This window comes from Pseudomonas sp. (assembly GCF_035554175.1).
Classification (GTDB): domain Bacteria; phylum Pseudomonadota; class Gammaproteobacteria; order Pseudomonadales; family Pseudomonadaceae; genus Aquipseudomonas.
This window is the reverse complement of sequence record NZ_DATMIV010000004.1, coordinates 19,172-44,334: the sequence shown is the minus strand read 5'-3', so window position 1 is coordinate 44,334 and position 25,163 is coordinate 19,172. Positions and strand designations below refer to the sequence as shown.

27 protein-coding genes are annotated in these 25,163 nt (G+C 60.5%); 11 read left to right on the top strand and 16 right to left on the bottom strand.

The window, feature by feature from the left end:
- Nucleotides 1–55: 55 nt before the first annotated feature.
- The 4 genes from VNV36_RS01885 to VNV36_RS01870 form a co-directional block, all read right to left on the bottom strand.
- The gene (locus VNV36_RS01885) at nt 56–457 is read right to left on the bottom strand and encodes a hypothetical protein (protein WP_325715698.1); all 402 of its coding nucleotides are present in this window, start codon (nt 455–457) and stop codon (nt 56–58) included.
- A gap of 201 nt (nt 458–658) precedes the next feature.
- The gene (locus tag VNV36_RS01880) at nt 659–1,351 is read right to left on the bottom strand and encodes an anti-sigma factor (protein ID WP_325715696.1); all 693 of its coding nucleotides are present in this window, start codon (nt 1,349–1,351) and stop codon (nt 659–661) included.
- Entirely contained in the window at nt 1,348–1,875 is a 528-nt protein-coding gene (locus tag VNV36_RS01875; protein WP_325715694.1) for a sigma-70 family RNA polymerase sigma factor, read from the bottom strand. The genes VNV36_RS01880 and VNV36_RS01875 overlap by 4 nt, the downstream gene beginning before the upstream one ends.
- Nucleotides 1,876–2,037: 162 nt before the next feature.
- Nucleotides 2,038–2,559, bottom strand: a complete 522-nt coding sequence (locus tag VNV36_RS01870; protein WP_325715692.1) for a DUF3455 domain-containing protein — start codon at nt 2,557–2,559, stop codon at nt 2,038–2,040.
- A gap of 313 nt (nt 2,560–2,872) precedes the next feature.
- On the opposite strand from VNV36_RS01870, the gene VNV36_RS01865 reads away from it, so the two are divergent.
- Nucleotides 2,873–3,502 (top strand): glutathione S-transferase N-terminal domain-containing protein, encoded by a 630-nt coding sequence (locus VNV36_RS01865; protein WP_325715690.1) that lies wholly within the window; start codon nt 2,873–2,875, stop codon nt 3,500–3,502.
- Nucleotides 3,503–3,623: 121 nt separating this feature from the next.
- Here the strand turns inward: VNV36_RS01865 and VNV36_RS01860 are convergent, their stop codons facing one another.
- Nucleotides 3,624–4,064: a CBS domain-containing protein gene (locus tag VNV36_RS01860; protein WP_325715687.1), complete on the bottom strand. Its 441-nt coding sequence runs from the start codon at nt 4,062–4,064 to the stop codon at nt 3,624–3,626.
- 198 nt (nt 4,065–4,262) lie between these two features.
- Between VNV36_RS01860 and VNV36_RS01855 the strand changes: the two genes are divergently transcribed.
- Nucleotides 4,263–6,623, top strand: coding sequence for a DNA polymerase II (locus VNV36_RS01855; protein ID WP_325715685.1), 2,361 nt, complete (start codon nt 4,263–4,265; stop codon nt 6,621–6,623).
- On the opposite strand, the gene VNV36_RS01850 is transcribed toward VNV36_RS01855, so the two are convergent.
- From VNV36_RS01850 to VNV36_RS01840, 3 genes are all read right to left on the bottom strand, one after another.
- Nucleotides 6,588–7,058 carry a DUF1810 domain-containing protein gene (locus tag VNV36_RS01850; protein WP_325715684.1) on the bottom strand — a complete coding sequence of 157 codons (471 nt, stop codon included), beginning with the start codon at nt 7,056–7,058 and terminating at the stop codon, nt 6,588–6,590. The genes VNV36_RS01855 and VNV36_RS01850 overlap by 36 nt on opposite strands.
- A gap of 24 nt (nt 7,059–7,082) precedes the next feature.
- A complete protein-coding gene (locus VNV36_RS01845; RefSeq protein WP_325715683.1) occupies nt 7,083–7,904 on the bottom strand; it encodes an aldo/keto reductase in 822 nt (273 codons plus the stop codon).
- A 159-nt stretch (nt 7,905–8,063) separates the two neighbouring features.
- Complete coding sequence (locus tag VNV36_RS01840; protein WP_325715681.1) at nt 8,064–9,212, bottom strand: aldose epimerase family protein; 1,149 nt, start codon at nt 9,210–9,212, stop codon at nt 8,064–8,066.
- 338 nt (nt 9,213–9,550) lie between these two features.
- On the opposite strand from VNV36_RS01840, the gene VNV36_RS01835 reads away from it, so the two are divergent.
- From VNV36_RS01835 to VNV36_RS01825, 3 genes are all read left to right on the top strand, one after another.
- Nucleotides 9,551–10,300, top strand: coding sequence for a hypothetical protein (locus tag VNV36_RS01835; protein ID WP_325715679.1), 750 nt, complete (start codon nt 9,551–9,553; stop codon nt 10,298–10,300).
- Nucleotides 10,301–10,516: 216 nt separating this feature from the next.
- Entirely contained in the window at nt 10,517–11,302 is a 786-nt protein-coding gene (locus VNV36_RS01830; RefSeq protein ID WP_325715677.1) for a sulfite exporter TauE/SafE family protein, read from the top strand.
- A gap of 237 nt (nt 11,303–11,539) precedes the next feature.
- A complete protein-coding gene (locus VNV36_RS01825) occupies nt 11,540–12,115 on the top strand; it encodes a DUF4174 domain-containing protein (RefSeq protein WP_325715675.1) in 576 nt (191 codons plus the stop codon).
- 235 nt (nt 12,116–12,350) lie between these two features.
- Here the strand turns inward: VNV36_RS01825 and ampC are convergent, their stop codons facing one another.
- Nucleotides 12,351–13,517 carry a class C beta-lactamase gene (gene ampC / locus VNV36_RS01820; protein ID WP_325715674.1) on the bottom strand — a complete coding sequence of 389 codons (1,167 nt, stop codon included), beginning with the start codon at nt 13,515–13,517 and terminating at the stop codon, nt 12,351–12,353.
- A gap of 158 nt (nt 13,518–13,675) precedes the next feature.
- Between ampC and VNV36_RS01815 the strand changes: the two genes are divergently transcribed.
- Nucleotides 13,676–14,548 carry a LysR family transcriptional regulator gene (locus VNV36_RS01815; protein ID WP_325715672.1) on the top strand — a complete coding sequence of 291 codons (873 nt, stop codon included), beginning with the start codon at nt 13,676–13,678 and terminating at the stop codon, nt 14,546–14,548.
- Between the two features lie 102 nt (nt 14,549–14,650).
- On the opposite strand, the gene gudD is transcribed toward VNV36_RS01815, so the two are convergent.
- A complete protein-coding gene (gene gudD, locus VNV36_RS01810) occupies nt 14,651–15,994 on the bottom strand; it encodes a glucarate dehydratase (protein ID WP_325715670.1) in 1,344 nt (447 codons plus the stop codon).
- 25 nt (nt 15,995–16,019) lie between these two features.
- Nucleotides 16,020–17,366, bottom strand: a complete 1,347-nt coding sequence (locus tag VNV36_RS01805) for an MFS transporter (protein ID WP_325715668.1) — start codon at nt 17,364–17,366, stop codon at nt 16,020–16,022.
- Nucleotides 17,367–17,719: 353 nt separating this feature from the next.
- Between VNV36_RS01805 and VNV36_RS01800 the strand changes: the two genes are divergently transcribed.
- Both VNV36_RS01800 and VNV36_RS01795 read left to right on the top strand, forming a co-directional pair.
- A complete protein-coding gene (locus tag VNV36_RS01800) occupies nt 17,720–18,433 on the top strand; it encodes a FadR/GntR family transcriptional regulator (RefSeq protein ID WP_325715666.1) in 714 nt (237 codons plus the stop codon).
- A gap of 92 nt (nt 18,434–18,525) precedes the next feature.
- Complete coding sequence (locus tag VNV36_RS01795) at nt 18,526–18,756, top strand: hypothetical protein (protein ID WP_325715664.1); 231 nt, start codon at nt 18,526–18,528, stop codon at nt 18,754–18,756.
- Between the two features lie 160 nt (nt 18,757–18,916).
- Here VNV36_RS01795 and trhP read toward each other — a convergent pair whose 3' ends face one another.
- Nucleotides 18,917–20,245: a prephenate-dependent tRNA uridine(34) hydroxylase TrhP gene (gene trhP / locus VNV36_RS01790; RefSeq protein WP_325715662.1), complete on the bottom strand. Its 1,329-nt coding sequence runs from the start codon at nt 20,243–20,245 to the stop codon at nt 18,917–18,919.
- Nucleotides 20,246–20,400: 155 nt separating this feature from the next.
- Between trhP and VNV36_RS01785 the strand changes: the two genes are divergently transcribed.
- Nucleotides 20,401–21,462: an AI-2E family transporter gene (locus VNV36_RS01785; protein WP_325715660.1), complete on the top strand. Its 1,062-nt coding sequence runs from the start codon at nt 20,401–20,403 to the stop codon at nt 21,460–21,462.
- Here the strand turns inward: VNV36_RS01785 and VNV36_RS01780 are convergent.
- The 3 genes from VNV36_RS01780 to VNV36_RS01770 all read right to left on the bottom strand — a co-directional run bounded on the left by VNV36_RS01780 (nt 21,459) and on the right by VNV36_RS01770 (nt 22,554).
- Nucleotides 21,459–21,641 carry a hypothetical protein gene (locus tag VNV36_RS01780; RefSeq protein WP_325715659.1) on the bottom strand — a complete coding sequence of 61 codons (183 nt, stop codon included), beginning with the start codon at nt 21,639–21,641 and terminating at the stop codon, nt 21,459–21,461. The genes VNV36_RS01785 and VNV36_RS01780 overlap by 4 nt on opposite strands.
- Before the next feature lie 105 nt (nt 21,642–21,746).
- Nucleotides 21,747–21,941: a hypothetical protein gene (locus tag VNV36_RS01775; protein WP_325715657.1), complete on the bottom strand. Its 195-nt coding sequence runs from the start codon at nt 21,939–21,941 to the stop codon at nt 21,747–21,749.
- Nucleotides 21,942–22,170: 229 nt separating this feature from the next.
- The gene (locus VNV36_RS01770; RefSeq protein WP_325715655.1) at nt 22,171–22,554 is read right to left on the bottom strand and encodes a hypothetical protein; all 384 of its coding nucleotides are present in this window, start codon (nt 22,552–22,554) and stop codon (nt 22,171–22,173) included.
- A gap of 243 nt (nt 22,555–22,797) precedes the next feature.
- On the opposite strand from VNV36_RS01770, the gene VNV36_RS01765 reads away from it, so the two are divergent.
- Entirely contained in the window at nt 22,798–23,616 is an 819-nt protein-coding gene (locus tag VNV36_RS01765; RefSeq protein ID WP_325715653.1) for a shikimate 5-dehydrogenase, read from the top strand.
- Between the two features lie 186 nt (nt 23,617–23,802).
- Nucleotides 23,803–24,321, top strand: coding sequence for a cupin domain-containing protein (locus VNV36_RS01760; RefSeq protein WP_325715651.1), 519 nt, complete (start codon nt 23,803–23,805; stop codon nt 24,319–24,321).
- Nucleotides 24,322–24,453: 132 nt separating this feature from the next.
- Here the strand turns inward: VNV36_RS01760 and VNV36_RS01755 are convergent, their stop codons facing one another.
- Complete coding sequence (locus VNV36_RS01755) at nt 24,454–25,098, bottom strand: YceH family protein (RefSeq protein ID WP_325715649.1); 645 nt, start codon at nt 25,096–25,098, stop codon at nt 24,454–24,456.
- Nucleotides 25,099–25,163 lie beyond the last annotated feature (65 nt).

The following is a 25,163-nucleotide window of genomic DNA, read 5'->3' as shown; positions in this document are numbered from 1 at the left end:
AAAACCCGGCTGCGGGAGCCGGGTTTTTCTGCGGTGTTGCGCTTGCAGTCATGCATCAGGCAACGCGGCGTTCGATCAAACGATCCGAACCACCTTCGGCAACGCGGCGTTCGAGCAGACGATCAGCACCGCCTTCGGCAACGCGGCGTTCGATCAGGCGATCAGCGCCACCTTCGGCAACGCGACGTTCGAGCAGGCGATCAGCGCCACCTTCGGCAACGCGGCGTTCGATCAGGCGATCAGCGCCACCTTCGGCAACGCGGCGTTCGAGCAGGCGATCAGCACCACCTTCGGCAACGCGGCGTTCGAGCAGACGATCCGAACCGCCTTCAGCCAGACGGCTTTCGATCAGTTTGTCCGAGCCGCCTTCGGCGATCATGGTGTGCGCCGGGGTGGCGGCAAAAGCGTTTACTGCGAAAACCGAGAAGGCGATGCTGAGAAGAGTCTGGCGTTTCATGATGGTGTGCTCCGGGGTGTTGTTGGTTGGTATGGAGCTGATGTTACGCCGGGATTTTTTTATGAGAACTTCATTGCCGTGATGGTGAACATCGACGTGGATGATGGTTAATGTAGGAGCTGCCGAAGGCTGCGATCTTTTGATTGTTCTTAAAATCAAGATCAAAAGATCGCAGCCTTCGGCAGCTCCTACAGAGAAACGTTAGAGCACCTTCACCGCACGACCGATCGCCTGAATCGGCCCGGTCGGTTTGCCGATCGGCGAGCCGTTGGCGCCTTCCAGCGTCAGCTCGAACAACTGGTTCGGCTGCAGCGGCGGCAACTTGTCCAGTGGCACCGACAAGGCCTGTCCCGGTTTGACCAGGCCCAGGGAAACCGGCCCCGACCAGCCATCGGCCTTGGTCCAGAATTCCAGCGCCTTGTCCGCTGGCACTTCGACCGCCCCCAGCGGAATCAATTGAATCTCACGGGAATTGCTCGCCTGAATCACCCAGCCCGGCGCCTTGTCCTGCGGCGCGACGAGTACCACCAGATAACTCGGTTTCGGCGCGGTCTGGGTCAGCAGGATCGTGCCCAGGATCAGCGTCGCGGCCAGACCGGCGGCACTCAAACCACGCCACAGCGGCAACAGGTTCCACCAGGAGGCTGGCGGTTGTGCAAGCGTCAGGCGTTCGAGACTGCGCTCGATACGCGGCCATAGTTGTGCCGACGGTTGCTGTGGCTCGGCCAGATCGGTCAGCTCCAGCAGGCGCCGCTCCCAGGCATCCACCGCCGCACGAAGTTCAGGATCGTTCGGCAATCGGCGTTGCACCTCGATGCGCTGCTCGAACGACAAGGTGCCGAGCACGTATTCGCCGGCCAGTTCATCCCGTTCCTGCGCTGATTCGCCGGTCATCCCATGCACTCCCGCAAAGCATTGAGGCTACGCTTGATCCACGCTTTGACCGTGCCCAGCGGCGTGTCGAGGCGTGCGGAAATCTGCGCATGGCTGTAACCGTCAACGTAGGCGTGAAGGATGCAGCTGCGCCGCTGCGGTTCCAGTTGTTCCAGGCAGCGGTGGACACGCGCCGAGTAAAGATCGGCCACCTCGTCAGGCGCCGCTGTTTCGTGTTCTTCGCTGAGCGGCGTTTGCCGACCTTGATTGCGCAACTGATTGAGCGCCAGATGCCGGGTCACGCTGTACATCCAGCCCCGCGCCGAACCGCGTGCCGGATCGAACCCGGCCGCGCCGTTCCAGATCTTGATGAATGCCTCATGCACGATGTCCTCGGCCAGCGCCGTATCGCGCACCAGCCGCTTGGCCACGCCGAGCAGGCGCGGACCTTCCTGCACGTACAAATCACGCAGGGCCGCGCGCTCGCCCCGGACACAGGCTTTGAGTCGGGCTTCATAATCGAACGTGGATTCGGGTATCGGCATGTCCTGCAATCTAGCTCACATTCTCCAAACATCCAGACTGTAGCAATCGCTGTGGGAGCGAGCCTGCTCGCGAAGGCGGAGTGTCAGTCGCCAAACCAATACCTGACCCACTGCATTCGCGAGCAGGCTCGCTCCCACATTTGAATTTTCAGTATGCCCAGATCAGTTCGCCGCCCAGAAAATATAATCCGCCTGATACTTCACCACTTCCTGCTTGCCCCTGTTTGCCGCTGTGCATTCACTGCCCGGTGCGACGCCGCCCTTGAGCGCGACACGCTGGATATAGCTGACCCCACTCATCGCGCCTTTGCCCTCGGCGGGGTTGGCCTTGACCAGTTGATAGGGCAGGTTGCCCGGTCCCGACGGCGCCACGGCCAGTTGCGTGCCGGTGACTTTCGAACCGTCGTTGGCCTGCCAGGTGGCCGGTGGGCCGAAATAGCTGCCGACCTGTTTGCCGCTGCGATCATTGAGCACCGCTTTGGGGCCGACAAAGGTCCATTCGCTCTGCCCGGCAGCGTTGGGCTTGTCGCGGCATTCATAGGTGATTTCACCGACCCCGATGGTTTCCAGCGCAATCCTGTGCCCGTCCGGCACCTTGATCGCGTCGGGATAACTGCTCTGGGCAAAGGTGCTGGCGGTGAAAGCGAGCAAACCGGTGAAGCCAATCAGCTGGGTGATGTTCATCCGATGATTCTCCGAAAAGGGTGGGGCGCTGACAGCCGAAAGCGGGCTGTTACAGGGACTACCCGTGGCGGAGGCGATTGGATGCAGGGCTAGAAAAATAAATTTCAATCACCGCCGATCAAACCTGTGGGAGCGAGCCTGCTCGCGAAGGCGGCGTGCCAGAGACACATTCATGGCTGACCCACCGCATTCGCGAGCGGGCTCGCTCCCACAGGGTTTTGCATCTGGCTTGAACGATTCATTAACAGAATTTTCTACATCAGGGCAGCCAGCATCTACCCTGTTGCAAAGGCCTTTATCGGGGGGAACGGACATGTACCAGCTCTACGGGCACAAGAATTCCGGCGCGGCCGCCATCGAGGCGGCACTGGAGTTGTGCCAGATCGCCTATCGCTTCATTGACACCGAAGCCAGCACCGAGGCCGCCGAGGCGCTGGGCAAACTCAATCCGCTGAAACAGATCCCGACCTTGCAACTGCCTGACGGCAGTGCCATGACCGAAAGTGCGGCGATCCTGATTCATCTGGGTCTGACGTTTCCCAAGTCCGGTCTGCTGCCGACCGAGGCGGCGGATCGCGATCAGGCGATTCGCGGTCTGGCGTACATTGTCAGCAACTGCTACGCGGCCATCGGCATCATCGATTACCCCGAGCGCTGGTTGATCGCCCCCGACGAAAGCGCACGGCAAAACCTGATCGCCGGCACACGCCAGCGGCTGCACTTCAGTTGGGAAGTATTTGCCGACCAGTTTTCCGGCGAGCTGTATCTTGATGACGAAACGCCGGGAGCGCTGGATGTGCTGGCGGCGGTGGTGAGCCGCTGGGCTGGCAGCCGCGAACATCTGCGCCAGACCCGCCCGGGCTTTTATGCGTGGCTGCAAAGAATTGACCGGCACCCGGTGCTGGCGCCGGTGTTCGAGCGGCATTGGCCGTCTCACGGCTGAGAAATACCCCCGGTGGGAGCGAGCCTGCTCGCGAAAGCGGTCTGTCAGCCAAAAGATGTGTCGACTGAGCCAGCGCATTCGCGAGCAGGCTCGCTCCCACAAGGGGATCACGGTGAGCAGCTCACTCCCCGCGAATGTACTGCTCCAGCTGTTTGATCAGTTCGGCCTGTTCGGCAATCGCTTCCTTGACCAGGTCACCGATCGACAGCAAGCCGATCAATTGGCCGTCCTCGACCACCGGCAAGTGGCGCAGGCGTTTGTCTGACATGATCCCCAGGCAGGTGTCGACGGTTTGCCGGGTGTCTACGGTGATCACGTCCTTGACCATGATGTCGCGCACCGGCGTGCCCACCGAGGAGCGCCCGTGCAGCACCAGTTTGCGTGCGTAGTCGCGCTCGCTGATGATGCCGACCACCTTGTCGTCTTCCACAACCAGCAAGGCGCCGACGTTTTTCTCGGCCATCTTCATCAGCGCTTCGAGCACCATGTGATCGGGTTGGATCTGGTGCACTTCCTGATTTTTCTGATCTTTGAGCTTGAGCAGTTGGGCGACGGTCTTCATGGCGGTTACTCAGGTGTTGTCGTTGTTAACCAAGCATCGTAGACGCAGCGGCGCAGGGCAAGGTGGCAAAGCGGCAGATAGCGTGCAAAAAACGCCATCTGCGGGGTTTTTTCGCAGATCCGCAGCATTTTTCGCCAGGGCCAACCCGGGCAATGCCGCGTAGAATGCCCGTCAGTTTCAATATCCGAGGTCGCAGTGGTGGATTTACAGCAGGGCTTCGTCCTGACCCGGCACTGGCGCGATACGCCGGGCGGCACCGAAGTCGAGTTCTGGCTGGCGACGGACGCCGGGCCGCGCCGTGTGCGTCTGGCGCATCAGCCATCGGTGGCGTTTATTCCCGCCGTACAGCGGGAGGCGGCCGAGCGGGTGCTGGCGGACGAAAAGAATGTCGAACTGCGCCCGCTGGCCCTGCAGGATTTCGAACATCGTCCGGTGCTCGGTCTGTATTGCCAGCAGCATGGCCAGTTGATGCGCCTGGAGACCGCACTGAACCGCGCCGGCGTCGACGTTTTCGAGGCGGATGTACGCCCGCCGGAACGCTATCTGATGGAGCGTTTCATCACCGCGCCCGTGCTGTTCAGCGGTACGCCGGATGCCGACGGCGTGCTGATAAACGCCCAGCTGAAACCCGACCCCGGTTACCGGCCGACACTGCGGCTGGTCTCCCTCGACATCGAAACCACCGAAAAAGGCGAGCTGTATTCCATTGCGCTGGAAGGCTGCGGCGAACGTCAGGTGTACATGCTCGGCGCGCCGAACGGCAATGACAGCGTGGTCGACTTCGACCTGGAATACTGCGACTCGCGCACGCTGATCCTGAAGAAGCTCAACGACTGGTTCGCCCGCCACGACCCCGATGCCATCATCGGCTGGAACGTCGTGCAGTTCGACCTGCGCATCCTCCACGAACATGCGCGACGCCTCGGTGTGCCGCTGAAGATTGGCCGTGGCGGCGAAGAAATGCAGTGGCGCGAGCACGGCAGCCGCAACCACTATTTCGCCTCGGCAGCGGGGCGGCTGATCATCGATGGCATCGAGTCCTTGCGTTCGGCGACCTGGAGCTTTCCATCCTTCAGCCTGGAAAATGTGGCGCAGACCCTGCTCGGCGAAGGCAAGGCGATCAACAATCCGTACCAGCGCATGGACGAAATCAACCGCATGTTCGCCGAGGACAAACCGGCGCTGGCCAAGTACAACCTCAAGGACTGCGAACTGGTCACGCGAATCTTCGCCAAGACCGAACTGCTGACGTTTTTGCTTGAGCGCGCCAGTGTCACCGGTTTGCCCGCCGATCGTAGCGGCGGCTCGGTGGCTGCGTTCACCCACTTGTACATGCCGTTGATGCATCGCCAGGGTTTCGTTGCACCGAATCTGGGCACCAATCCACCCCAGGCCAGCCCCGGCGGATTTGTCATGGATTCGCGACCGGGGTTGTACGAATCGGTTCTGGTACTCGATTACAAAAGCCTTTACCCGTCGATCATTCGCACTTTTCTGATCGACCCGGTGGGCTTGATCGAAGGCCTGCAACACCCGGACGATGCCGACTCGGTGCCGGGTTTCCGTGGAGCACGTTTCTCACGTACCCGGCATTGCCTGCCGTCCATCGTGGCACGGGTGGCCGAAGGGCGTGAGACCGCCAAGCGCGAGCACAACGCGCCGCTGTCCCAAGCGCTGAAGATCATCATGAATGCCTTTTACGGCGTGCTCGGTTCCAGCGGTTGTCGGTTTTTCGATACGCGCCTGGCCTCGTCGATCACCTTGCGCGGCCACGAAATCATGCTGCGCACTCGCCAGTTGATCGAGGAGCAGGGTCACGCCGTGATTTATGGCGACACCGATTCCACCTTCGTCTGGCTGCGCCGGCTGCACGGTCAGGACGAAGCGGCGCAGATCGGCCATGCGCTGGTCAGGCACGTCAACGATTGGTGGCGTGAGCATGTGCGTGAGGAGTACGGGTTGCACAGCGCGCTGGAGTTGCAGTTCGAGACTCACTACAAACGCTTTCTCATGCCGACCATTCGCGGCGCGGAGGAGGGCAGCAAGAAGCGCTACGCCGGCCTCGTCAGCCGCGCCGATGGCAGCGAGGAAATGGTCTACAAAGGCCTGGAAACCGTGCGCACCGATTGGTCGCTGCTGGCCCGGCAGTTTCAGCAGGAACTCTACGAGCGGATCTTCCAGCGCAAGCCGTATCAGGATTACGTGCGCGACTATGTGCGCAAGACCCTGGCCGGGGAATTCGACGAACGACTGGTCTACCGCAAGCGCCTGCGCCGCACCCTCGATGATTATGAGCGCAACGTGCCGCCCCACGTGCGCGCGGCGCGGTTGGCCGACGACTACAACGACCAGAATGGGCGGCCCCGGCAGTATCAGAACGGCGGCTGGATCAGCTATGTCATCACCCTGGCCGGCCCGGAACCGCTGGAAGTGCGCCGCGCCGCCATTGATTACGACCACTACATCACCCGGCAACTGCAGCCGGTAGCGGATGCGATTCTGCCGTTTGTCGACGACGACTTCTCAACCCTGATCGGTGGGCAACTGGGCCTGTTTTAAGTCGAGCAGTTGCAGCGTCCACTCATCGAGAATGCCGTGGAAATAGCGCTCGAGCGCCTGGTTGAACAGGCTGTCAGCGCCGCTGAACTGCGCGAACAAAGTCATCGAAGAATGAAATTTCAAGTCATCCGGATGCCCGAAAATCTCCGCGATCGAGCGCTGCGGAATGTCGAGCACCCACTGCGTGCAAGTGCGCAGCCGCGCGCCGAGCAGTTCGTCGGCCAGATAGGCCTGGGCTTCCTCGGCTGAACCAATGGCAAAGCGCCGGGCCATTTCGCTGCCGCCCAGACCGGCGAACTGCGGAAAGACAAACCACATCCAGTGGCTGCGCTTTTGGCCTTCCTTGAGTTCGCGCTCGACCCGATCAAACACCGGGTCCTGAGCCTGGATAAAACGTTGCAGGTTGAACGGGTCGTGCAGATCGGTGCTTCTCATTGCCAAGCCCTCGCAGTCGGCGGCTCAAACCATGGCCAGCCGCTGCTTGCGTTGTGGCGCCGGAAACACCTGATCCAGCGCCGCGAGATCCCCGGCCTCCAGTTGCAGCTGCGCCGCTTGCGCATTGAGTTGTACATGCTCGGGGCGCACAGCTTTTGGGATCGCAATCACGCCATCCTGGCGCAGGATCCACGCCAGCGAAACCTGCGCCGGGGTGGCGTTGTGACGAGTGGCAATCTCTTGCAGCACCGGCTCGGCCAGCATCGCGCCGCCCTGGCCAATCGGACAGTAAGCCATCAGCGGCAGGCGCTGATGTTTGCACCACGGCAGCAGATCGAATTCGATGCCGCGCTCTTCGAGGTTATACAACACCTGATTGGTGGCGCAGGCCGAACTTGAGAGTTCTTCGAGGTCGTCGACATCGAAATTCGACACGCCCCAACGGCCGATCTTGCCGTCCTCGCGCAGGCGTTCGAAAGCTTCGACGGTTTCCTCCAGCGGATACTGGCCACGCCAGTGCAACAGATACAGGTCGATGTAATCGGTGCCGAGCCGGCGCAGGCTGCGCTCGCAGGCCTGCGGGATGCCTTGGCGGCTGGCGTTGTGCGGGTAGACCTTGCTGACCAGAAATACTTGCTCACGCAGACCGGCAATCGCTTCGCCGACCAGCGTTTCGGCGCCGCCCTCGGCATACATTTCGGCCGTGTCGATCAACGTCATGCCCAGCTCGATGCCCCTGCGCAGCGCGGCCACTTCACGCTGATGCGCCGAGCGATCCTCACCCATGCGCCAGGTGCCCTGACCAATCACGGGAACCTGCACGCCGGCCAACTCAAGAGTACGCATTCAAACCTCCTGGCTTAAAGAGTCGATATCTTTAGTGGGCAGCAGAATAGCGTCGGGGTTCAAAAAGCAGAAAAGATCGCAGCGTTCCGCAGCTCCTACAGGGGGATGTGTTTTTCTGTAGGAGCAGCGGAACGCTGCGATCTTTTGATCTTCCAGCTTTTACCTGGTGGTGAATTTCAGGATCACGCTGTGGGCATAGGTCTGCCCCGGATCAAGCCGCGTGCTCGGGAAAGCCGGCTGATTCGGCGAGTCCGGATAATGCTGGGTCTCGAGGGTAAACGCGCCCCAGTGCGGATAGACCTTGCCGCCCTTGCCCTTGACCGTGCCATCGAGGAAGTTGCTGGTGTAGAACTGCACGCCCGGTTCGGTGGTGTACAGCTGCAGGGTGCGCCCCGATTGCGGGTCGCTGACTTCAGTGGCGACTTTGCCGATATCGCCCTTGGTGTCCAGCGCCCAGTTGAAATCGAAACCGCCGTGTTTCGCTTCGGCGAATTTCAGCTGCGGGTGGTCAGCCTTGATGTGCGTGCCGATCGCCGTCGGTTTGGTGAAATCCATCGGCGTACCGGCGACTGGCGCCAGTTCCCCGGTGGGGATCAGTTTCGCGGTGACCGGCGTGTAATGGCTGGAGTGGATGGTCGCGACCTGCTTGAGAATGTCGCCATTGCCAGCGCCGGCGAGGTTGAAGTAACTGTGGTTGGTCAGGTTGAGCACGGTCGGTTTGTCAGTGCTGGCCTTGTAGTCGATGCGCAGCTCGTTGTTGTCGGTCAGGCGATAGGTGACTTCGGTGGTCAGATTGCCCGGGAAACCCATTTCACCGTCCGCCGACAGATAGGTCAGTGTCACGCCGACCGAATCCTTGTCCTTGGTTTCCCTGGCCTTCCAGACTTTTTTGTCGAACCCATCGGGCCCGCCGTGCAAAGCGTTGGTCTTGTCGTTCTGCGGCACTTGATAGCGCTTGCCGTCGAGTTCGAAGGCACCCTCGGCCAGGCGATTGCCGAAGCGGCCAATGGTCGCGCCGAAGTAGGCGGTGCCTTTCTGATAGCCCTGCACATCGTCGAAACCGAGGACGACGTCGTCGAACTTGCCGTGCTTGTCAGCGACTTTCAGCGCTTGCAGGGTGGCGCCATAGGTGATGACGGTGGCCTGCATGCCGTGGCTGTTGCGCAGGATGTACTGCTCGACGGGCGTGCCGTCATTGGTCTTGCCGAAGGCTTTGTATTCAGCGGTCAGGCCCGCCGCGTTGGCGGAAAGGGTAGCGATCATCAGGGACAGTCCGAGGCCGGAGAGCAGGTGACGGGATTGAAGCATGGTTGACCTTCCTTTTTGTTGTTGTTTTGGTACAGACCGTAGGAGCTGCCGAAGGCTGCGATCTTTTGATCTTGATTTTGATTTTTAGAAGCAAGATCAAAAGATCGCAGCCTTCGGCAGCTCCCACATGTAACTAGTCATGCTATTTGAGTCGAGAAAGAAGATTTATAGCGGATTTTCCGGGTTTCGCAAATATAAAGTCCGACTAATTGACAGATCGCAAAGCGCCGAAGGTCGGCTAACACCTCGAGCACTGCACTTTTTCGCAATCGGCGGCTCTATGCATGGCCAGGATGCGGTGACTCCCGCCGCACAGGAATGTGCCTGTCCGAGACTTCATGCCGAGTGTTTTTGCCCTGATCAGCGCCTTTCACCGCCGCCCGTGCCTGCTGCTGGCCTGGCTGTTCCCGTTGTTGCTCAGCGGCTGCAGCCATCAGAACGGCAACGGATTCTTCAATCAGATGCGTGAAGGGCAGCCGCAGGAGTTTTTGCAGACCAGCGTCGACCGCATGGCCACCCTGGCAATGCGCGACAACCTCGACAGCCTCTATCGGCTGATGGGCAAGTTGTACCTGCGCAACCCGGAAGAGCTGCGCAAGTCGGGCTTCCTCAACATCAACACCGCCGTGAAACAGGTACGCCTCGCTGTCGAGCAACAGCAGCCGCTGCCCGTGCTGGGCGGGCGCAAGGATCTGGCGGCGCTGAGCTACGCGATGAGCCGGGAATTCCTCGGCGACCGGGTCGGCGCGTTCATCTATGCGATCGGCAGCATGCTGGTCACCGCCCACGGCAATCGCACCGAGTTCTACATGACCGACGCGATCAACCCGACCTTCGTGCACAACGCCGCGCGCAACATCGAAAAAGCCATGTGGATTTTGTCGCAACGGCAGAACAAGGAGGGCCAACCGCTGCTGTTCTCCAACGAAATCTCGGAGGAGGGCAGCAACCTCAGCTTCGCCACCGAATTCAGCAAAGTCGTCGCACGCCTGGATCTGCTCACGCAAATGCTGGATGAGCGCTATCGAAGGATCGGCCTGAATTACGCGCAGAGTCTGTTGTTTCTGAATTTCTTGCCGGTGCAGTGAGCCAGACCACTGTGGGAGCGAGCCTGCTCGCGAAGGCGCCGGATCATTCAAATCATCGGTTGCTGACCCACCGCCTTCGCGAGCAGGCTCGCTCCCACAGGGGTACTTCGCTGAATGCCGATATGGCATAACGATAGACCGCATCGATATATGTGGTTATATGAAAAATCGCTATGCTGCGGGCCAGATTTTTCCTGTCGTTTTCTGGACGTTTGAATGGAATTGGCAAATTTCGGCCTGGTCATTGCGGGGCTGGTCGTAGGGTTTATTGTCGGCATGACCGGTGTCGGCGGTGGTTCGTTGATGACGCCGATTCTGCTGTGGTTCGGCATCAACCCGGCGACGGCGGTGGGCACTGATCTGTTGTACGCCGCCATTACCAAATCCAGTGGTGTCCTCGTTCACAAGAAGAACAAGAATATCGACTGGGCGATCACCGGCTGGCTGACCCTCGGCAGCGTGCCGGCGGTGGCCATGACCCTGTGGTTCCTCAGCACCCTGCACACCGCGCCGGAAGCGATGAACGCCATCATCAAACAGGCCCTCGGCTTCGTCCTGTTCGCCACGGCGCTGGCGATTTTCTTCAAGAAACGCTTGCTCGAATTCGCCCACAAACGCGCCGGCGGCAACTACAACCCGAGCGGTTCGCGTCTGAATGCCATGACGGTGATCACCGGGCTGGTCCTCGGCACCATGGTCGCCCTGACCTCGATCGGCGCCGGCGCACTGGGCACCGTCGCCTTGTTCATCCTCTACCCGTTGCTGCCGACCCGCCGCCTGGTCGGCACTGAAATCGCCCACGCCGTACCGCTGACCCTGGTCGCCGGCCTCGGCCACGCGAGCATGGGCAACATGGACTGGGGGGTGCTAAGTTTCCTGCTGATGGGCTCGCTGCCGGGTATCTGGCTCGGCAGCCACCTGACCGGGCGCATCTCCGACGAAGTCCTGCGCCCGTGCCTGGCGACGATGCTGGTGTTGATTGGTTACAAGTTGGCATTCTGATCCTGCTGAGCGCCACAGCGTCAGCGCGGGATCACGAACTTCAGCACCATTGGTAGAGCAGCCACCCGGTGCGCTCGGGGCCGCTAATCCAATCGGCGTAGTGGTCACGTCTGCGATGTTGCGCAAAGTTTTCCCTGACCTAAGCTTTTGGCAGGGCGATGCCTTTTTGCCAGGCGCCGCCGGAACAATCGCCACGATGCGCAATCAGTAGTGCGTGGATATCAAAAGGAGATGCGCATGCTCATCAGGTCCCTGACCTTGACCCTGACCCTCTTGCTGGCGATCGCCGGCCCCTTGTTCGCCGCCGACAGCGATTCACCCCTGGCCGGGGACATGGGCCGCGCCCGCCCGCTGGTCGTGATTGCGCAAAGCACCGTCGACCCGGTGTGGCTGAGCCTGAAAAAATCGCTGGAAGACCCGGCCAACAAAAAGGGCGTCACCGACCGCAACATCAAGGTCTACACCATCCTCAACATGTCCGGCCAGCTCGACGGCAAGGACATGGGCCAGCAGGACACCATGGCCCTGCTGCGCTCGCTGAAGCTGGGCGCCGGGACCTATCCGAAAGTGTTCCTGGTGGGCAAGGACGGCGAAACCAAGCTCTCCGCCTCGGGTGACGAAGCCAAGGCTTTGAGCCTGACAAAAATCTTCGAAACCATCGACGCCATGCCCATGGCCGAAAAAGAAGCCGCCGCTGCCGCCGCAGCGCAAGCACCCGCCGCCACCGAGCCGGAACCGGCCAAAGGCGCGAAGGGCAGCAAGCCGAGCAAACCGGCGAAACCGAGCAAGCCGCCGCAGATGCCGGATGATTGATGGCGCGTTGCGTGAATGGAGCAAAAAACCTGTGGGAGCTGACAAACCAGCTCCCACATTTTTTTGTGTGATGCAGAGAGCAAATGTGGAAGCGAGCCTGCTCGCGATAGCGGTTTTTCTGGCGCTGAGAGGCGTCTGATCCAGCGCATTCGCGAGCAGGCTCGCTCCTACAATTCATCGGCATGGACCGCGTGAAAACCGATCCCGTAGGAGCTGCCAAAGGCTGCGATCTTTTTTACTCTGCCAGCGCACCGAAAATCGTATGCGCAATTTTCACCCGTTCGACGTTCGGGTAATTCTTGTTGGCGAGGATCACGATACCCATGTCCCGCGACGGCACGAACGCCACATACGCGCCAAAGCCCCGTGTGGAACCGGTTTTGTTGAACAGCACATTGGCAGGTTCAGCTTGCGGCGGGGTCAACCAGTCGACTCTGTGTGGCTCCATGGCCATGGGGGTCGAATTGCCGTTTTGCAGTTTTTCCAGGCTGATCGGGTAGTCGTAACGTTCCCAGCCCAGGCTCTGGGTCATATCGCCGACGCGGTAGTAACCGGTGTGCGTGTTGGCAATGGCTTTGCGCAGGTCTGGCTCGAGGCTGGACGGTCTCAGCTGTGCCTGCACGTAACGCAGTAGATCGGCGGCGCTGGTTTTGATGCCATAGGCTTCGGCGTCGAGTGCACCGGGGCTGACGCGCACCGGTTGATCGGCGCTGTCGTAGCCTTGGGCGTAAAGCTTCGATTGCGCCGGCGGCACACTGAGGAAAGTGTGATGCAGGCCGAGCTTCGGCAGCAGGGTTTGGGTCATGGCCTGGTCAAACGGCTGGTCGAGGCTTTTCGCCGTCAGGTAGCCGAACAGGCCGAGACTCGGGTTGGAATACAGGCGATGGCTGCCGGCGGGAAACTGCGGTTTCCACTGTTGGTAATAGCTGAGCATCCTGTCGGAAGAATCCGCTTCAGCCGGGAATTGCAGTGGTAAACCACCGGCGCTGTAGGTGCCCAGCTGCAACACGCTGATGCTGTCGAACGCGCTGCCCTTGAGTTCGGGCCAGAGCTGGCTGGCCGTGCTCGCAAGGTTCAGTTTGCCGGTGGCCTGGGCGTAACCTGCGAGGGTTGCGGTGAAGGTTTTGCTCACCGAACCGACTTCGAACAGGGTGTTTTCGCTGACCTTTTGCCCGGTATCCTTGGCGGCGACTCCGTAGTTAAAGTAATGCGTCTGGCCATTTATCGTGAGCCCTACGGTCAGGCCTGGAATGTTGTTTTTCTGCATCGCCGGGGTCACGGCTTGCGTGACCAGTGCCTGCAATTGCGCATCCGTTGGCGTGGCAGCCTGACAGGCAACGCTGCTGAACAACAGTGCGAAAGCGCTGTAGGGAAAGACCTTGCTTGGCTTGAATGAATACATGCTTGAATCACTCTCCATGAGTGTCGATTGTTGTATCCCGCTACACTGCGGGTGATTTTTCATCGGGGGCTGATCAGCGCGGCTAATTTAGGCACTTCGCCCGCCATCGACAAACGATGAAAACTCGCACGAGCCATTAGAAAAATTTGGAACAGCGCATGATTCGACCGCAACTGCCGCTAAACGCGTTACGCGCTTTCGAAGCGTCGGCGCGTCACTTGAGCTTCACCCGCGCCGCCGTGGAACTGTGTGTGACGCAAGCGGCGGTCAGCCACCAGGTCAAAAGCCTGGAAGCACAACTCAACCTTACCCTGTTCAAACGCCTGCCCCGTGGCTTGATGCTGACCAGTGAAGGAGAGACCTTGCTGCCGGTGCTCAGCACTTCATTCGATCACATTGCGCAGCTGCTCGAACGCCTGGCTGGCGGGCGGTATCGGGACATGTTGACGGTGGGCGCGGTCGGCACCTTTGCCGTGGGGTGGCTGTTGCCGAGGCTGGCGGATTTTCGGGCGAAACATCCATTGATTGATTTGCGCCTGTCGACGCACAACAACCGGGTGGACGTGGCGGCGGAAGGTCTGGATTACGCGATACGTTTCGGCGCTGGCGCCTGGCATGGCATTGAAGCGACGCGCTTGCTCGATGCGCCGTTGTCGGTGTTGTGTGTACCGGAAATCGCCCGGCAATTGCACTCGCCGGCGGACCTGTTGCAGCAGACTTTGCTACGTTCCTACCGCACCGATGAGTGGCCGGAGTGGTTTCAGGCGGCGGGGCTGGCGACTCAGGCGGCACCGCCGCAGAGCATCGTGTTCGACTCGTCGCTGGCGATGATGGAAGCGGCACTGCAGGGCGGCGGGGTGGCGTTGGCGCCGCCGCTGATGTTCGCCCGGCAACTGGCGGCGGATGCGATTCGCCAGCCGTTTGCGATCGAGATCACCACGGGCAGTTACTGGTTGACGCGGTTGCAGTCGCGAGCGGAAACGGCGGCGATGCTGGCGTTCAAGGAGTGGTTGCTGCAAATCCCAAGCTGAACACCGAATTGTAGGAGCTGCCGAAGGCTGCGATCTTTTGATCTTCAAAACAGAATCAAAAGATCGCAGCCTTCGGCAGCTCCTACATATATCAGCGAGGCATCACCGCACCAGACACGGCCGTTTGTTATCGAATTTCCACCCCGGAATCAGAAACTGCATCGCCACGCTGTCGTCCCGCGCGCCGAGGCCCATGCCTTTGTACAGTTCGTGGGCCTTGGCCACTTGATCCATGTCCAGCTCCACCCCCAGCCCCGGTTTCTGCGGCACCTGCACGCAGCCGTCGACGATTTGCAGCGGTGCCTTGGTCAGTCGCTGGCCGTCCTGCCAGATCCAGTGGGTGTCAATGGCGGTGATCTCTCCCGGTGCGGCGGCGGCGACGTGGGTGAACATGGCCAGGGAAATGTCGAAGTGGTTGTTGGAATGCGAGCCCCAGGTCAGGCCCCACTCATGGCACATCTGCGCGACGCGCACCGAGCCCTGCATGGTCCAGAAATGCGGGTCGGCCAGCGGAATGTCCACTGACTGCAATTGAATCGCATGGCCCATCTCGCGCCAGTCGGTGGCGATCATATTGGTCGCGGTTTTCAGGCCGGTGGCGCGGCGGAACTCAGCCATGACTTCGCGACCGGAATAACCGTTTTCCGCACCGCACGGATCTTCAGCGTAGGCGAGCACGTGATGCTGATCGCGGCACAGACGAATCGCCTCTTTCAATGACCATGCACCGTTCGGATCGAGGGTGATCCGCGCCTCAGGGAAGCGCTCAGCCAGTGCCGTCACCGCTTCAATTTCGGCATCGCCACTGAGCACGCCGCCCTTGAGTTTGAAGTCCTTGAAGCCGTACTTGGCGTGCGCCGCCTCGGCCAGGCGCACCACCGCTTCGGCAGTCATGGCTTGTTCATGCCGCACGCGGAACCAGTCATTGTCGGCGTCCGGCTCGCTGCGATAGGCCAGATCGGTCTGGTGCTGATCGCCGACGTAGAACAGATAACCGAGCATCTTCACTTCATCACGTTGCTGACCCTCACCGAGCAGCGCCGCCACCGGTACGTCGAGGTGTTGGCCGAGCAGGTCGAGCAGAGCGGCTTCCAGGCCAGTGACCGCGTGGATAGTGATGCGCAGATCGAAGGTCTGCAGGCCACGGCCGCCGGCATCGCGGTCGGCGAAGGTCTGGCGCACCTGATTGAGAATCTTCTGGTAGGTGCCGATCGGGCTGCCGATCACCAGATTGCGTGCGTCCTCCAGGGTCTGGCGAATACGCTCGCCACCGGGCACTTCGCCAACACCGGTGTGGCCGGCGTTGTCCTTGAGAATGACAATGTTGCGAGTGAAAAACGGCCCGTGGGCGCCGCTCAGGTTGAGCAGCATGCCGTCGTGACCGGCCACCGGAATGACCTGCATATCAGTGATGATCGGAGCTTTGGCGGTGTCATGAACAGTCATTGTTGTTTTCCTTGTCGAGACGAAGTCAGGCATGTTTCGGCGCGGCGTCGGCCACAGCATTTTCAGAGGCAGGTTTCGGCGTGGTGCGTGCAGCGAAGACGATGATGGCGGCGATGATCGAGGTCGCGGCCAGACCATAGAGGCCGCCCTGGATCGAGCCGGTGTGTTGTTCCAACAGGCCGAACGTGGTTGGCGCAACGAAGCCGCCAAGGTTGCCCACTGAGTTGATCAACGCGATCACCGCCGCTGCGATGCGCGCATCCAGATAGGCCTGCGGAATTGGCCAGAACAGTGACGAGGCGGATTTGAACCCCAGTGCCGCAAAGCAGATCGCGACGAAGGCGAAGATCGGCCCGCCGGTGGTGGACATGAACATCCCCGCCGCGGCGATAAGCAGCGCTGTGGCCACCCACGCCTGCTGATGTTTCCACTTCGCTGACAGCGAGGCGAAGGCGTACATGCCGACGATCGACAGCAACCACGGAATCGAGTTGAACAGGCCGACCTGCACGTCGCTGAGCTCGCCCATCTTCTTGATGATGCTCGGCAGCCAGAAAGTTGCAGCGTAGATGGTCAGCTGGATGAAGAAGTAGATCAGGCAGAACAGGATGATCTGCCGATCCTTGAGCAGTTTGCCCAGTGACGGGCGGATCGGCGTGGCGGCTTCGCGAGCCTTTTGTTCATCGTCGATGGCGGTGACCAGCGCGTCCTGTTCGGCGCGGGTCAGCCATTTCGCGTCGTGGGGTTTGGCATCCAGCCAGAACCAGACGAAGACGCACAGGCATACCGAGAACATCCCTTCGATGAAGTACATCCACTGCCAGCCGTGCATGCCCAGGCCGTTGATCTGCAGGAGCAGGCCGGACAGCGGGCCGGAGATCAGCGAGGCCACGGCCGAGCCACTGAGAAAGATCGCGATCGCCTTGCCGCGCTCGGCGCCGGGCAGCCAGCGGGTGAAGTAGTAGATCACCCCCGGAAAGAAACCAGCCTCGGCCACACCGAGCAGAAACCGCAGGATGTAGAAGTGGGTTTCGTTCTGGATGAAGGCCATGCCGGCGGCGACCAGGCCCCAGGTGAACATGATGCGGGTCAGCCAGATGCGGGCTCCGACTTTCTGCAGGAGCATGTTGGACGGCACTTCGAACAGCGCGTAGCCGATGAAGAACAGGCCGGCGCCGAAGCCGTAAGCGGCAGCGCCAATGCCCAGATCGGTTTCCATGTGGGTACGGACGAAACCGATGTTCACCCGGTCAATGTAATTGACGATGAACATGATTACGAAAAGCGGCAGGACGTGGCGTTTGACTTTCGAGATGGCCGAGACGAGCGTTGGATCGACGCCGTCGTGCATCCCCGAGACGGAGGTGTTCACTGGTTTTTCTCCCACTGATTATTTTTATGCGGGTAGGGCAGGGTGCTGCTTTGTTGATAGACATCATACAACTGAGTTTTTTTGTCCTACAAGTGGGGTGAGGTGATTAAATTCTTCTGATGGGGCGGTTTCTTATGCGGAAACCGGATTCTGTCGCGTTTTTAATGGACTTTGGTCGGATGTGCCGAGCGCCTTGCTGGTGGGCTGACTGATCGCGCGGTTCCGTAGACTGGCACAGGGGGATAAGAATATTGAGTGTTGTCATACAAGTTGCGACGCCATGAAGCGTTAAATCCGTCTCAACCGTCATCACGCAGTGCTACGATCGGCAAGCCCCATCACCGGAACCGATCATGTACGAAGACCTCGACGCGCCAGCGCGCAAACGCACGCACAATCTCGCTCATGACCTGGTGGAAAAACTCACCCAGAGCATCCTGCTCGGACAGATGTCACCCGGTGACAAGCTGCCATCGGAGAATTCCATCGTTAAGGAACACGGCGTCAGCCGCACGGTGGTGCGCGAGGCGATCTCCAAGTTGCAGGCTTCAGGTCTGGTTGAAACGCGCCACGGCATCGGCACCTTCGTGATTGAACGCGCACCGGAACAAGGTTTGCGCCTGAACGTCGACACGGCGCTGGGCGTGCGCAGCATTCTCGAACTGCGCATGGGCCTGGAGACGCAAGCGGCGGCGCTGGCGGCGCAACGGCGCAGCGAGCAGCAATTGCAACAGATGCGTCAGGCGCTGGACGACTACCAGCGGCTGCTGGCCAGCAACGACAGTTGCGTGGAGGCCGATCGGCGTTTTCATCTGTTGATCGCCGAGGCCACCGGCAATGCCTGCTTCAGCGAGATCATGCAGCACTTGGGCAGTGCGATGATCCCGCGCCATCGGCTGAATGCCGCCGAGCGCGGCGCGGCGGATCTGAGCAGGCTCGGGCACCTGGCCAATCTGGAGCATGAGGCGATTCTGAACGCCATCAAGCGTCAGGACCCGGACGCCGCTCGCGCCGCCATGTGGCTGCACCTGACCAATAGTCGTGATCGGTTTATCGCACAGGGGTGACACCGCTGGTCTGATGTATCGCACGCCGTCGATGGCCGCGCTTCCAACGAATACGCCGCGGATATTCCGCGCCTGTTTCTGTGAGGTGTAGCATGGCTGATGACGCGCTTGTTCCCGGTGGCATGGCGCCCACCGACCAGACCCGCCCGGTATCCGGCAGCGACGAGCCGACACTGAGCGATCACGACGCACCGCCTGGCATGGATCCGGGTCGCGACCCATTGAGCGATGACGACCGGCCGGATGACTGGAAGGATCCTCCGGATGATGACGAGGTACCGCCGGCGGATGAGCCGACGCCGTTGTCGGATGATAGGCGCTGAGGTCTGGATTATTCGTTGAGTGTGCCGGCCTTTTCGCGAGCAGGCTCGCTCCCACAGTGGCTGACACAAATTTCCTGTGGGAGCGAGCCTGCTCGCGAAGAGGCATCGGCTTCACCTGCAAATCACGGCCGTACTTCGCGTGCCCCGACCAGGTCGCCATTCACCCAACACGCAAATCCCGCATCAACAACCCAAAACGCAGGTCCACCCCATCGGGTATCGGTACATACACCGTATGCCCATCCCCTGGCGCCACCTCGATGGCTTTACCGTTCAGACCCTGCAACTCATGCAGATCAAAGTGAACATTGCCCTTGGGCGTCATCAGTTCCAGATGATCACCCAAGGCGAAACGATTTTTCACTTTCACCTCAGCCAGCTGGTTCCGCCGCTCGCCGGTCAGCTCGCCGACAAACTGCTGGCGCTCCGAGACCGAGCTGCCGCGCTGATAATTCTGATATTCGTCGTGGACATGCCGGCGCAGAAAACCCTCGGTGTAACCGCGCTGGGCGAGTGATTCGAGGTCGAGCATCAGACTGCGATCGAACTCTCGCCCGGCCACCGCGTCGTCAATCGCCCGGCGATACACCTGAGTGGTGCGCGCGCAGTAGAAATGCGATTTGGTCCGGCCCTCGATCTTCAACGATTGCACGCCCATGCGCGTCAGCCGCTCGACATGCTGCACGGCGCGCAGGTCCTTGGCGTTCATGATGTAGGTGCCGTGTTCGTCCTCGAACGCCGGCATCAATTCTTCGGGGCGGTTGGCTTCTTGCAACAGGAACACTTGATCGGTCGGTGCGCCGAGGCCCAGGGTCGGTTCGGGTTCAAAGGTCTGGACGATCTCGCCGAGCTGGTTTTGCGTAGCCTCCTGCGCCGTGTATTTCCAGCGGCAGGCGTTGGTGCAAGTGCCCTGATTGGCGTCCCGTTTGTTCATGTAACCCGAGAGCAGGCAGCGCCCGGAATAGGCCATGCACAGCGCGCCATGCACAAACACTTCCAGCTCGATGCCCGGCACTTGTTCGCGGATTTCGTCGATCTCTTCCAGCGACAGTTCGCGCGACAGGATGATCCGGTTCAGCCCCTGTTGCTGCCAGAACTCGACACTGGCCCAGTTCACCGTGTTGGCCTGGACTGACAAGTGGATGGGCATCTGCGGAAAATGTCGGCGCACCAGCATGATCAGGCCCGGGTCGGACATGATCAGCGCATCCGGCGCCATCTCGATCACCGGTGCCAGATCCTTGAGGAAGGTCTTGAGCTTGGCGTTGTGCGGGGCGATGTTGACCACCACGTAGAAACGCTTGCCCTGGGCCTGCGCCTCACGAATGCCCAGCGCCAGATTGGCGTGGTCGAATTCATTGTTGCGCACCCGCAGGCTGTAGCGCGGCTGGCCGGCATAGACCGCATCGGCGCCGTAGGCAAAGGCGTAGCGCATGTTTTTCAGGGTGCCGGCGGGGGCGAGCAGTTCGGGGGCGATGAGGGTAGGCATCTCGGTGTCGGTCGCAAAAGCCGCGAAGGGTAGGGCAGCTGTCGCGAGGGTTTATTGATCTGGATCTATGCTCATCAATAAACATGGCACTCGCGCGCGCGGCGGCTGACTAAGTGGGGCGGGCGTGCGGGACGCCTGACTGACATGGACCGGATATGAACGAAAAGAGTCTGCAATTCAAATCCCTGACAGTGCTGCTGGTGCTGGTCACGGTCGCCTTCATCTGGATTCTGCTGCCGTTCTATGGCGCGGTGTTCTGGGCCGTCATCCTCGGCATTCTGTTTGCCCCGGTGCAGCGCAGGCTGCAGCTGAAATTCGGCTGGGAACGCAACCTGACATCGCTGTGCACCTTGAGCCTGTGCCTGGTGATCGCGATTCTGCCGGTGATCATCGTCAGCCTCCTGCTGGTGCAGGAAGGCGCGACGGTCTACAAGAACATTGAAAGCGGTGAGCTGGACATCGCCGCCTATCTGGCGCAGTTCAAACACAGCCTGCCGCCATATTTTCAGCATCTGCTCGATCGCTTTGGCATGGGGGAACTCGACAGTCTGCGCGAGAAGATCGTCAAAACCGCGATGCAGGGCAGCCAAGTGCTGGCAACTCAAGCGTTCAGCTTCGGCCAGGGCACGTTCGAGTTCGTGGTGAGCTTTTTCATCATGCTCTATCTGCTGTTTTTCTTTCTGCGTGACGGCGCCGAACTGGCGCGCAAGATACGCACAGCGGTGCCGCTGGAGGAAAACCACAAGCGCCGTCTGCAACTGAAGTTCAATCGCGTGGTGCGCGCAACGGTCAAAGGCAATGTGCTGGTGGCCGTGACGCAAGGTGCGCTGGGCGGGGCAATTTTCTGGTTTCTCGACATCCCCAGCGCGTTGCTCTGGGCGGTGCTGATGGCATTTCTGTCGCTGTTGCCAGCGGTGGGCGCGGGGATTGTCTGGGCGCCGGTGGCGGTGTACTTCCTGCTCAGCGGCATGATCTGGAAGGGCGTGGTGCTGGGCTTGTTCGGCGTCTTCGTGATCGGTCTGGTCGATAACGTGCTGCGACCCATTCTGGTGGGCAAGGACACGAAAATGCCGGACTACCTGATTCTGGTGTCAACGCTGGGCGGCCTCGCGGTATTCGGCCTCAACGGCTTTGTCATCGGGCCGCTGATTGCCGCTTTGTTCCTGTCGAGCTGGGCACTGTTCGTCGAGACCAAACCCAAGGTGCAACTGCCTTAGGCCTGAAACGCGCTGCTGGCAACTTGTTGCGACAGCGCTTGCGCCGCGGGCAACGAAGTGAGCGGGCCGCTGATCGGCTCGCCGTCGCGCACCAGATACCAGCAGGCAAGCAACCCCGACGCACGCAGCGAAGCGGGAACTGCGCTGCCGATCACCGACATGATTTGAACCTGAGCCATGGGAAAACCTCCATCAAACTGATGGGGCTACCTTAGGGATTTACCGGCGCTGCGGACAATCAACGCTTTCGATAGTGGTCATTGATACCAGTGAGGTCTCTGGCGTCATTCGACCACTTGATCGAGCATGTGCATGACTTCGCGTTCGTTGAGCAGGCCCTTGTGCACCAGGTTCTCGGCCAGCAGCGACAGCAGCTTGGCGCAGCGGTGGCCTTCGAGGTGCTTGAGTTCGGTCAGCGCACTGTAGACTTTGCCAGAGGTGCACAAACCGACGATGCGGTGCGGATTTTGAGTGGGCATACAGTCGTCCTTGTTGTTATCGATCTGTTGTTTACGGACGGATTCAGCTTGCGGTTCCGTCATGACAAAGCAGTGACCGTTTGATGAAAAAAGTGCCAACGGTCGATTCCATCATGCCGACTTTAGCTGCTCGAACTGTCCCGGCAGCGACCTTGGCGAGATTATTTCAGACCTGCCCCGACCAGCGGTCATAAAAAAGCCCCGCTTGAAAGCGGGGCTCGGTATTTGCTTACCAGCGTGGACCGCCGTAGTAGCCATGCGGGCCGCCATAGTAGTAGCCATGGGGCCGGCCGTAGTAACCGCGCGGCGGGCCGTAGTATACGGGGGCCGGCTGCACGTAAACCGGTTGCTGTACATACACCGGCGCCGGTTGGTAGTAGACCGGTGGAGGCGGTTGCTGCACATAGACCGGTTGCGGCTGAACATAAACCGGTTGTTGCTGCACATACACCGGTCGATCCTGATTGATCAGTGCCGAGCCGATGATGGCCGAGCCGACGATCGCGCCAAACACTGCAGGGCCCTGCCAGCCATGGCCACCACCCGCTTCAGCCTCGCCGGTGACCGCGAGTGCGCCAATCAACAAAGCCATGATGGGAAGTTTACGAATCATGATAAGTCCTCGGTTCTTCGACCCGGCGGCTGGGCCTGAACCAGGCCCACAGTTGTCGCGGGGATACAGCTGAGACAGCAAATTTGCGAAATTCAGCACAGCCGCTGGGTAAATTTTGTGTAAGGTCTGTAGCGGCTTTTTTACCCGACAGCGCGGCGCCTTGAACAAGCCGCAATGATGATTCAGAACCCGGTGGGCTGGCCAATCCCGTCCATCCGAAAGTGCGTTTGAAGGAGAAGTTTCATGCAGATGAACCCGAATAAAGACACCCAACTGTGCATGTCCCTGTCCGGGCGCCCGGGGAACTTCGGTCTGCGTTTTCACAACCATTTGTATGAACAGCTGGGCCTGAACTTCTATTACAAGGCGTTCAGCAGCCAGGATCTGACCGGCGCGGTCGGCGGCATCCGTGCGCTGGGCATTCGCGGCTGCGGTGTGTCGATGCCGTTCAAGGAAGCCTGTATTGCGCTGGTCGATGAGCTGGATGCGTCGGCGGCGGCGATCCAGTCGATCAACACTATCGTCAACACCAATGGCCACCTCAAGGCCTACAACACTGATTACATCGCCGTGGCGCAGTTGCTTGAAAGCCACGCGGTGCCCAAGGCTTCAACGTTCGCCCTGCGCGGCAGCGGCGGCATGGCCAAAGCGGTGGCCAGTGCGTTGCGTGACGGCGGTTACAGGAACGGTCTGATCGTCGCCCGTAACGAGCGAGCCGGGCGTGCGCTGGCGGATTCGCTGGGTTATCGCTGGCAGGCCGAGCTGGCCGACGAGCGCCCGCAGATGCTGATCAATGTGACGCCGGTGGGCATGGACGGCGGGCCGGAAGCAGGGCAGCTGGCATTTGAGCCCGAAGTGATCAAAACGGCGGACACCGTGTTCGATGTGGTGGCGATTCCCTCGGAGACGCCGCTGATCGTGCGCGCGCGGGCCGAGGGCAAGCGCGTGATCACCGGGCTGGAAGTGATTGCCATCCAGGCGCTGGAGCAGTTCGTGCTGTACACCGGGGTGCGGCCGAATGAGGCGCAGTTTGCTGCGGCGGTGAATTTTGCCCGTAGCTGAGTGTTGCGGTGGCTGAACGGGCCTCTTCGCGAGCAGGCTCGCTCCCACAGGTTGAGCGTATTCCTGCCGTTGGAATTCGATTGAAGGTGGGAGCGAGCCTGCTCGCGAAGGCCGCGCTGCGGGTCTGGATCGCTGTCTATAATCCTCGCCAGCGCCCATTACAGAAAAAAATCTCCGAGGCCAACCATGCATCCGCCCATCCTCAACCTCAACGAGGTCGAACTCGAACCCCTGCCCGAAGCCCTTGCCCCCGAAGGCGAAACCGCCGGGCGTTATCAGCAGCGTTTTGCGCGGATCGGCCAGCAATTGGGTGCGCAAAAACTCGGCTATCGTCTGTATGCACTGCCAGCGGGCATGCGCGGCAGCCCGTTTCACAGTCATCGGGTCAACGAGGAAATGTTCTACGTGGTGGCCGGAGAGGGCGAGGTGCGGTTGGGGGGCGAGCGTTTTCCGATCCGCGCGGGTGATGTGATCGCCTGCCCACCGGGCGGGCCGGAGAAGGCCCATCAGATCATCAATACCAGTGCGGGCGAATTGCATTATCTGGCGATCAGCACCCAGCAGCAGCCGGAGATTTGCGAGTATCCGGATTCGAACAAGTATGCGGTGATGGATAACTTCGCGGTGGATGCCGAGGGCAATACCTCCGGATTTGTCGCGGTCGCGCGGCAGGCGGATGGGGTGGATTATTGGGATGGCGAATAAAGCGGGCAACTGAACATGGCGCAGACCCTGTGGGAGCGAGCCTGCTCGCGACGGCGATGGGTCATTCGAGATCGTGGTGACTGACACTACGCTTTCGCGAGCAGGCTCGCTCCCACAGTGGCTTTGTGGTGGTTATTCGAGGCGGGCCAGGCGCTCTTCCAGCAATGCAATCCGTGCTTCCAGCTCTTCGATACGCTCCAGCGAAACGCCAGCGCTGGGACGCTCCCCGGGATTTTGCCGCGCCGCCAATATCGCCTCGATATCCGCCGGATCGCCCAGCGCATGGGTGTAGCGATCTTCGCGCTGCCCTGACTGACGTGGAATCAGCACTGCCAGTCCACGAGCGATCAATCGTTCAAGCTGATGCACGACCTGCTCGGCGTCTTCGAACTCATGCATGCGCCCGCTGCGGGTGAGCAGTTCATTGACGGTTTGCGGCCCGCGCAAAAACATCAAACCGGTAAGGATCACCTGCGCCGGTACCAGCTCCAGCGCCTTGTCGACCTTGTGTTCCCAGCGGTCGGCGCGACTGCCCATCACCAGCTTGGTGAAACCCCGACTTTCCAGCGTGCGCAGGCTCTGGCCGACCTGGCCTTGATTGAGGTTCATCACCGGTTCGCGGCTGGTTTTCTGATTGCAGGCCAGCACCAGCGCGTTGAGGGTCAGCGGGTAGGTTTCCGGGTTGGTCGCCTGTTTTTCGATCAGCGCGCCCAGAATGCGGATTTCCGTGGCATTGAGCCGTGGCTGTTCGGAGGTGGATTCTTGTTCGGTGGTCATCGCGCGTTCCCTCTGCAGTCGAAGCCGCCTAGCCTAATCCTTGCCAAACAAAAGGCAAGCCGTGT

Excerpts from the sequence above, each read along its gene's own strand:
- VNV36_RS01885 (WP_325715698.1), bottom strand. The coding sequence starts at position 457 with ATGAAACGCCAGACTCTTCTCAGCATCGCCTTCTCGGTTTTCGCAGTA.
- VNV36_RS01880 (WP_325715696.1), bottom strand. The coding sequence starts at position 1,351 with ATGACCGGCGAATCAGCGCAGGAACGGGATGAACTGGCCGGCGAATAC.
- VNV36_RS01875 (WP_325715694.1), bottom strand. The coding sequence starts at position 1,875 with ATGCCGATACCCGAATCCACGTTCGATTATGAAGCCCGACTCAAAGCC.
- VNV36_RS01870 (WP_325715692.1), bottom strand. The coding sequence starts at position 2,559 with ATGAACATCACCCAGCTGATTGGCTTCACCGGTTTGCTCGCTTTCACC.
- VNV36_RS01865 (WP_325715690.1), top strand. The coding sequence starts at position 2,873 with ATGTACCAGCTCTACGGGCACAAGAATTCCGGCGCGGCCGCCATCGAG.
- VNV36_RS01860 (WP_325715687.1), bottom strand. The coding sequence starts at position 4,064 with ATGAAGACCGTCGCCCAACTGCTCAAGCTCAAAGATCAGAAAAATCAG.
- VNV36_RS01850 (WP_325715684.1), bottom strand. The coding sequence starts at position 7,058 with ATGAGAAGCACCGATCTGCACGACCCGTTCAACCTGCAACGTTTTATC.
- VNV36_RS01845 (WP_325715683.1), bottom strand. The coding sequence starts at position 7,904 with ATGCGTACTCTTGAGTTGGCCGGCGTGCAGGTTCCCGTGATTGGTCAG.
- VNV36_RS01840 (WP_325715681.1), bottom strand. The coding sequence starts at position 9,212 with ATGCTTCAATCCCGTCACCTGCTCTCCGGCCTCGGACTGTCCCTGATG.
- VNV36_RS01835 (WP_325715679.1), top strand. The coding sequence starts at position 9,551 with ATGCCGAGTGTTTTTGCCCTGATCAGCGCCTTTCACCGCCGCCCGTGC.
- VNV36_RS01830 (WP_325715677.1), top strand. The coding sequence starts at position 10,517 with ATGGAATTGGCAAATTTCGGCCTGGTCATTGCGGGGCTGGTCGTAGGG.
- VNV36_RS01825 (WP_325715675.1), top strand. The coding sequence starts at position 11,540 with ATGCTCATCAGGTCCCTGACCTTGACCCTGACCCTCTTGCTGGCGATC.
- ampC (WP_325715674.1), bottom strand. The coding sequence starts at position 13,517 with ATGTATTCATTCAAGCCAAGCAAGGTCTTTCCCTACAGCGCTTTCGCA.
- VNV36_RS01815 (WP_325715672.1), top strand. The coding sequence starts at position 13,676 with ATGATTCGACCGCAACTGCCGCTAAACGCGTTACGCGCTTTCGAAGCG.
- gudD (WP_325715670.1), bottom strand. The coding sequence starts at position 15,994 with ATGACTGTTCATGACACCGCCAAAGCTCCGATCATCACTGATATGCAG.
- VNV36_RS01800 (WP_325715666.1), top strand. The coding sequence starts at position 17,720 with ATGTACGAAGACCTCGACGCGCCAGCGCGCAAACGCACGCACAATCTC.
- VNV36_RS01795 (WP_325715664.1), top strand. The coding sequence starts at position 18,526 with ATGGCTGATGACGCGCTTGTTCCCGGTGGCATGGCGCCCACCGACCAG.
- trhP (WP_325715662.1), bottom strand. The coding sequence starts at position 20,245 with ATGCCTACCCTCATCGCCCCCGAACTGCTCGCCCCCGCCGGCACCCTG.
- VNV36_RS01785 (WP_325715660.1), top strand. The coding sequence starts at position 20,401 with ATGAACGAAAAGAGTCTGCAATTCAAATCCCTGACAGTGCTGCTGGTG.
- VNV36_RS01780 (WP_325715659.1), bottom strand. The coding sequence starts at position 21,641 with ATGGCTCAGGTTCAAATCATGTCGGTGATCGGCAGCGCAGTTCCCGCT.
- VNV36_RS01775 (WP_325715657.1), bottom strand. The coding sequence starts at position 21,941 with ATGCCCACTCAAAATCCGCACCGCATCGTCGGTTTGTGCACCTCTGGC.
- VNV36_RS01770 (WP_325715655.1), bottom strand. The coding sequence starts at position 22,554 with ATGATTCGTAAACTTCCCATCATGGCTTTGTTGATTGGCGCACTCGCG.
- VNV36_RS01765 (WP_325715653.1), top strand. The coding sequence starts at position 22,798 with ATGCAGATGAACCCGAATAAAGACACCCAACTGTGCATGTCCCTGTCC.
- VNV36_RS01760 (WP_325715651.1), top strand. The coding sequence starts at position 23,803 with ATGCATCCGCCCATCCTCAACCTCAACGAGGTCGAACTCGAACCCCTG.
- VNV36_RS01755 (WP_325715649.1), bottom strand. The coding sequence starts at position 25,098 with ATGACCACCGAACAAGAATCCACCTCCGAACAGCCACGGCTCAATGCC.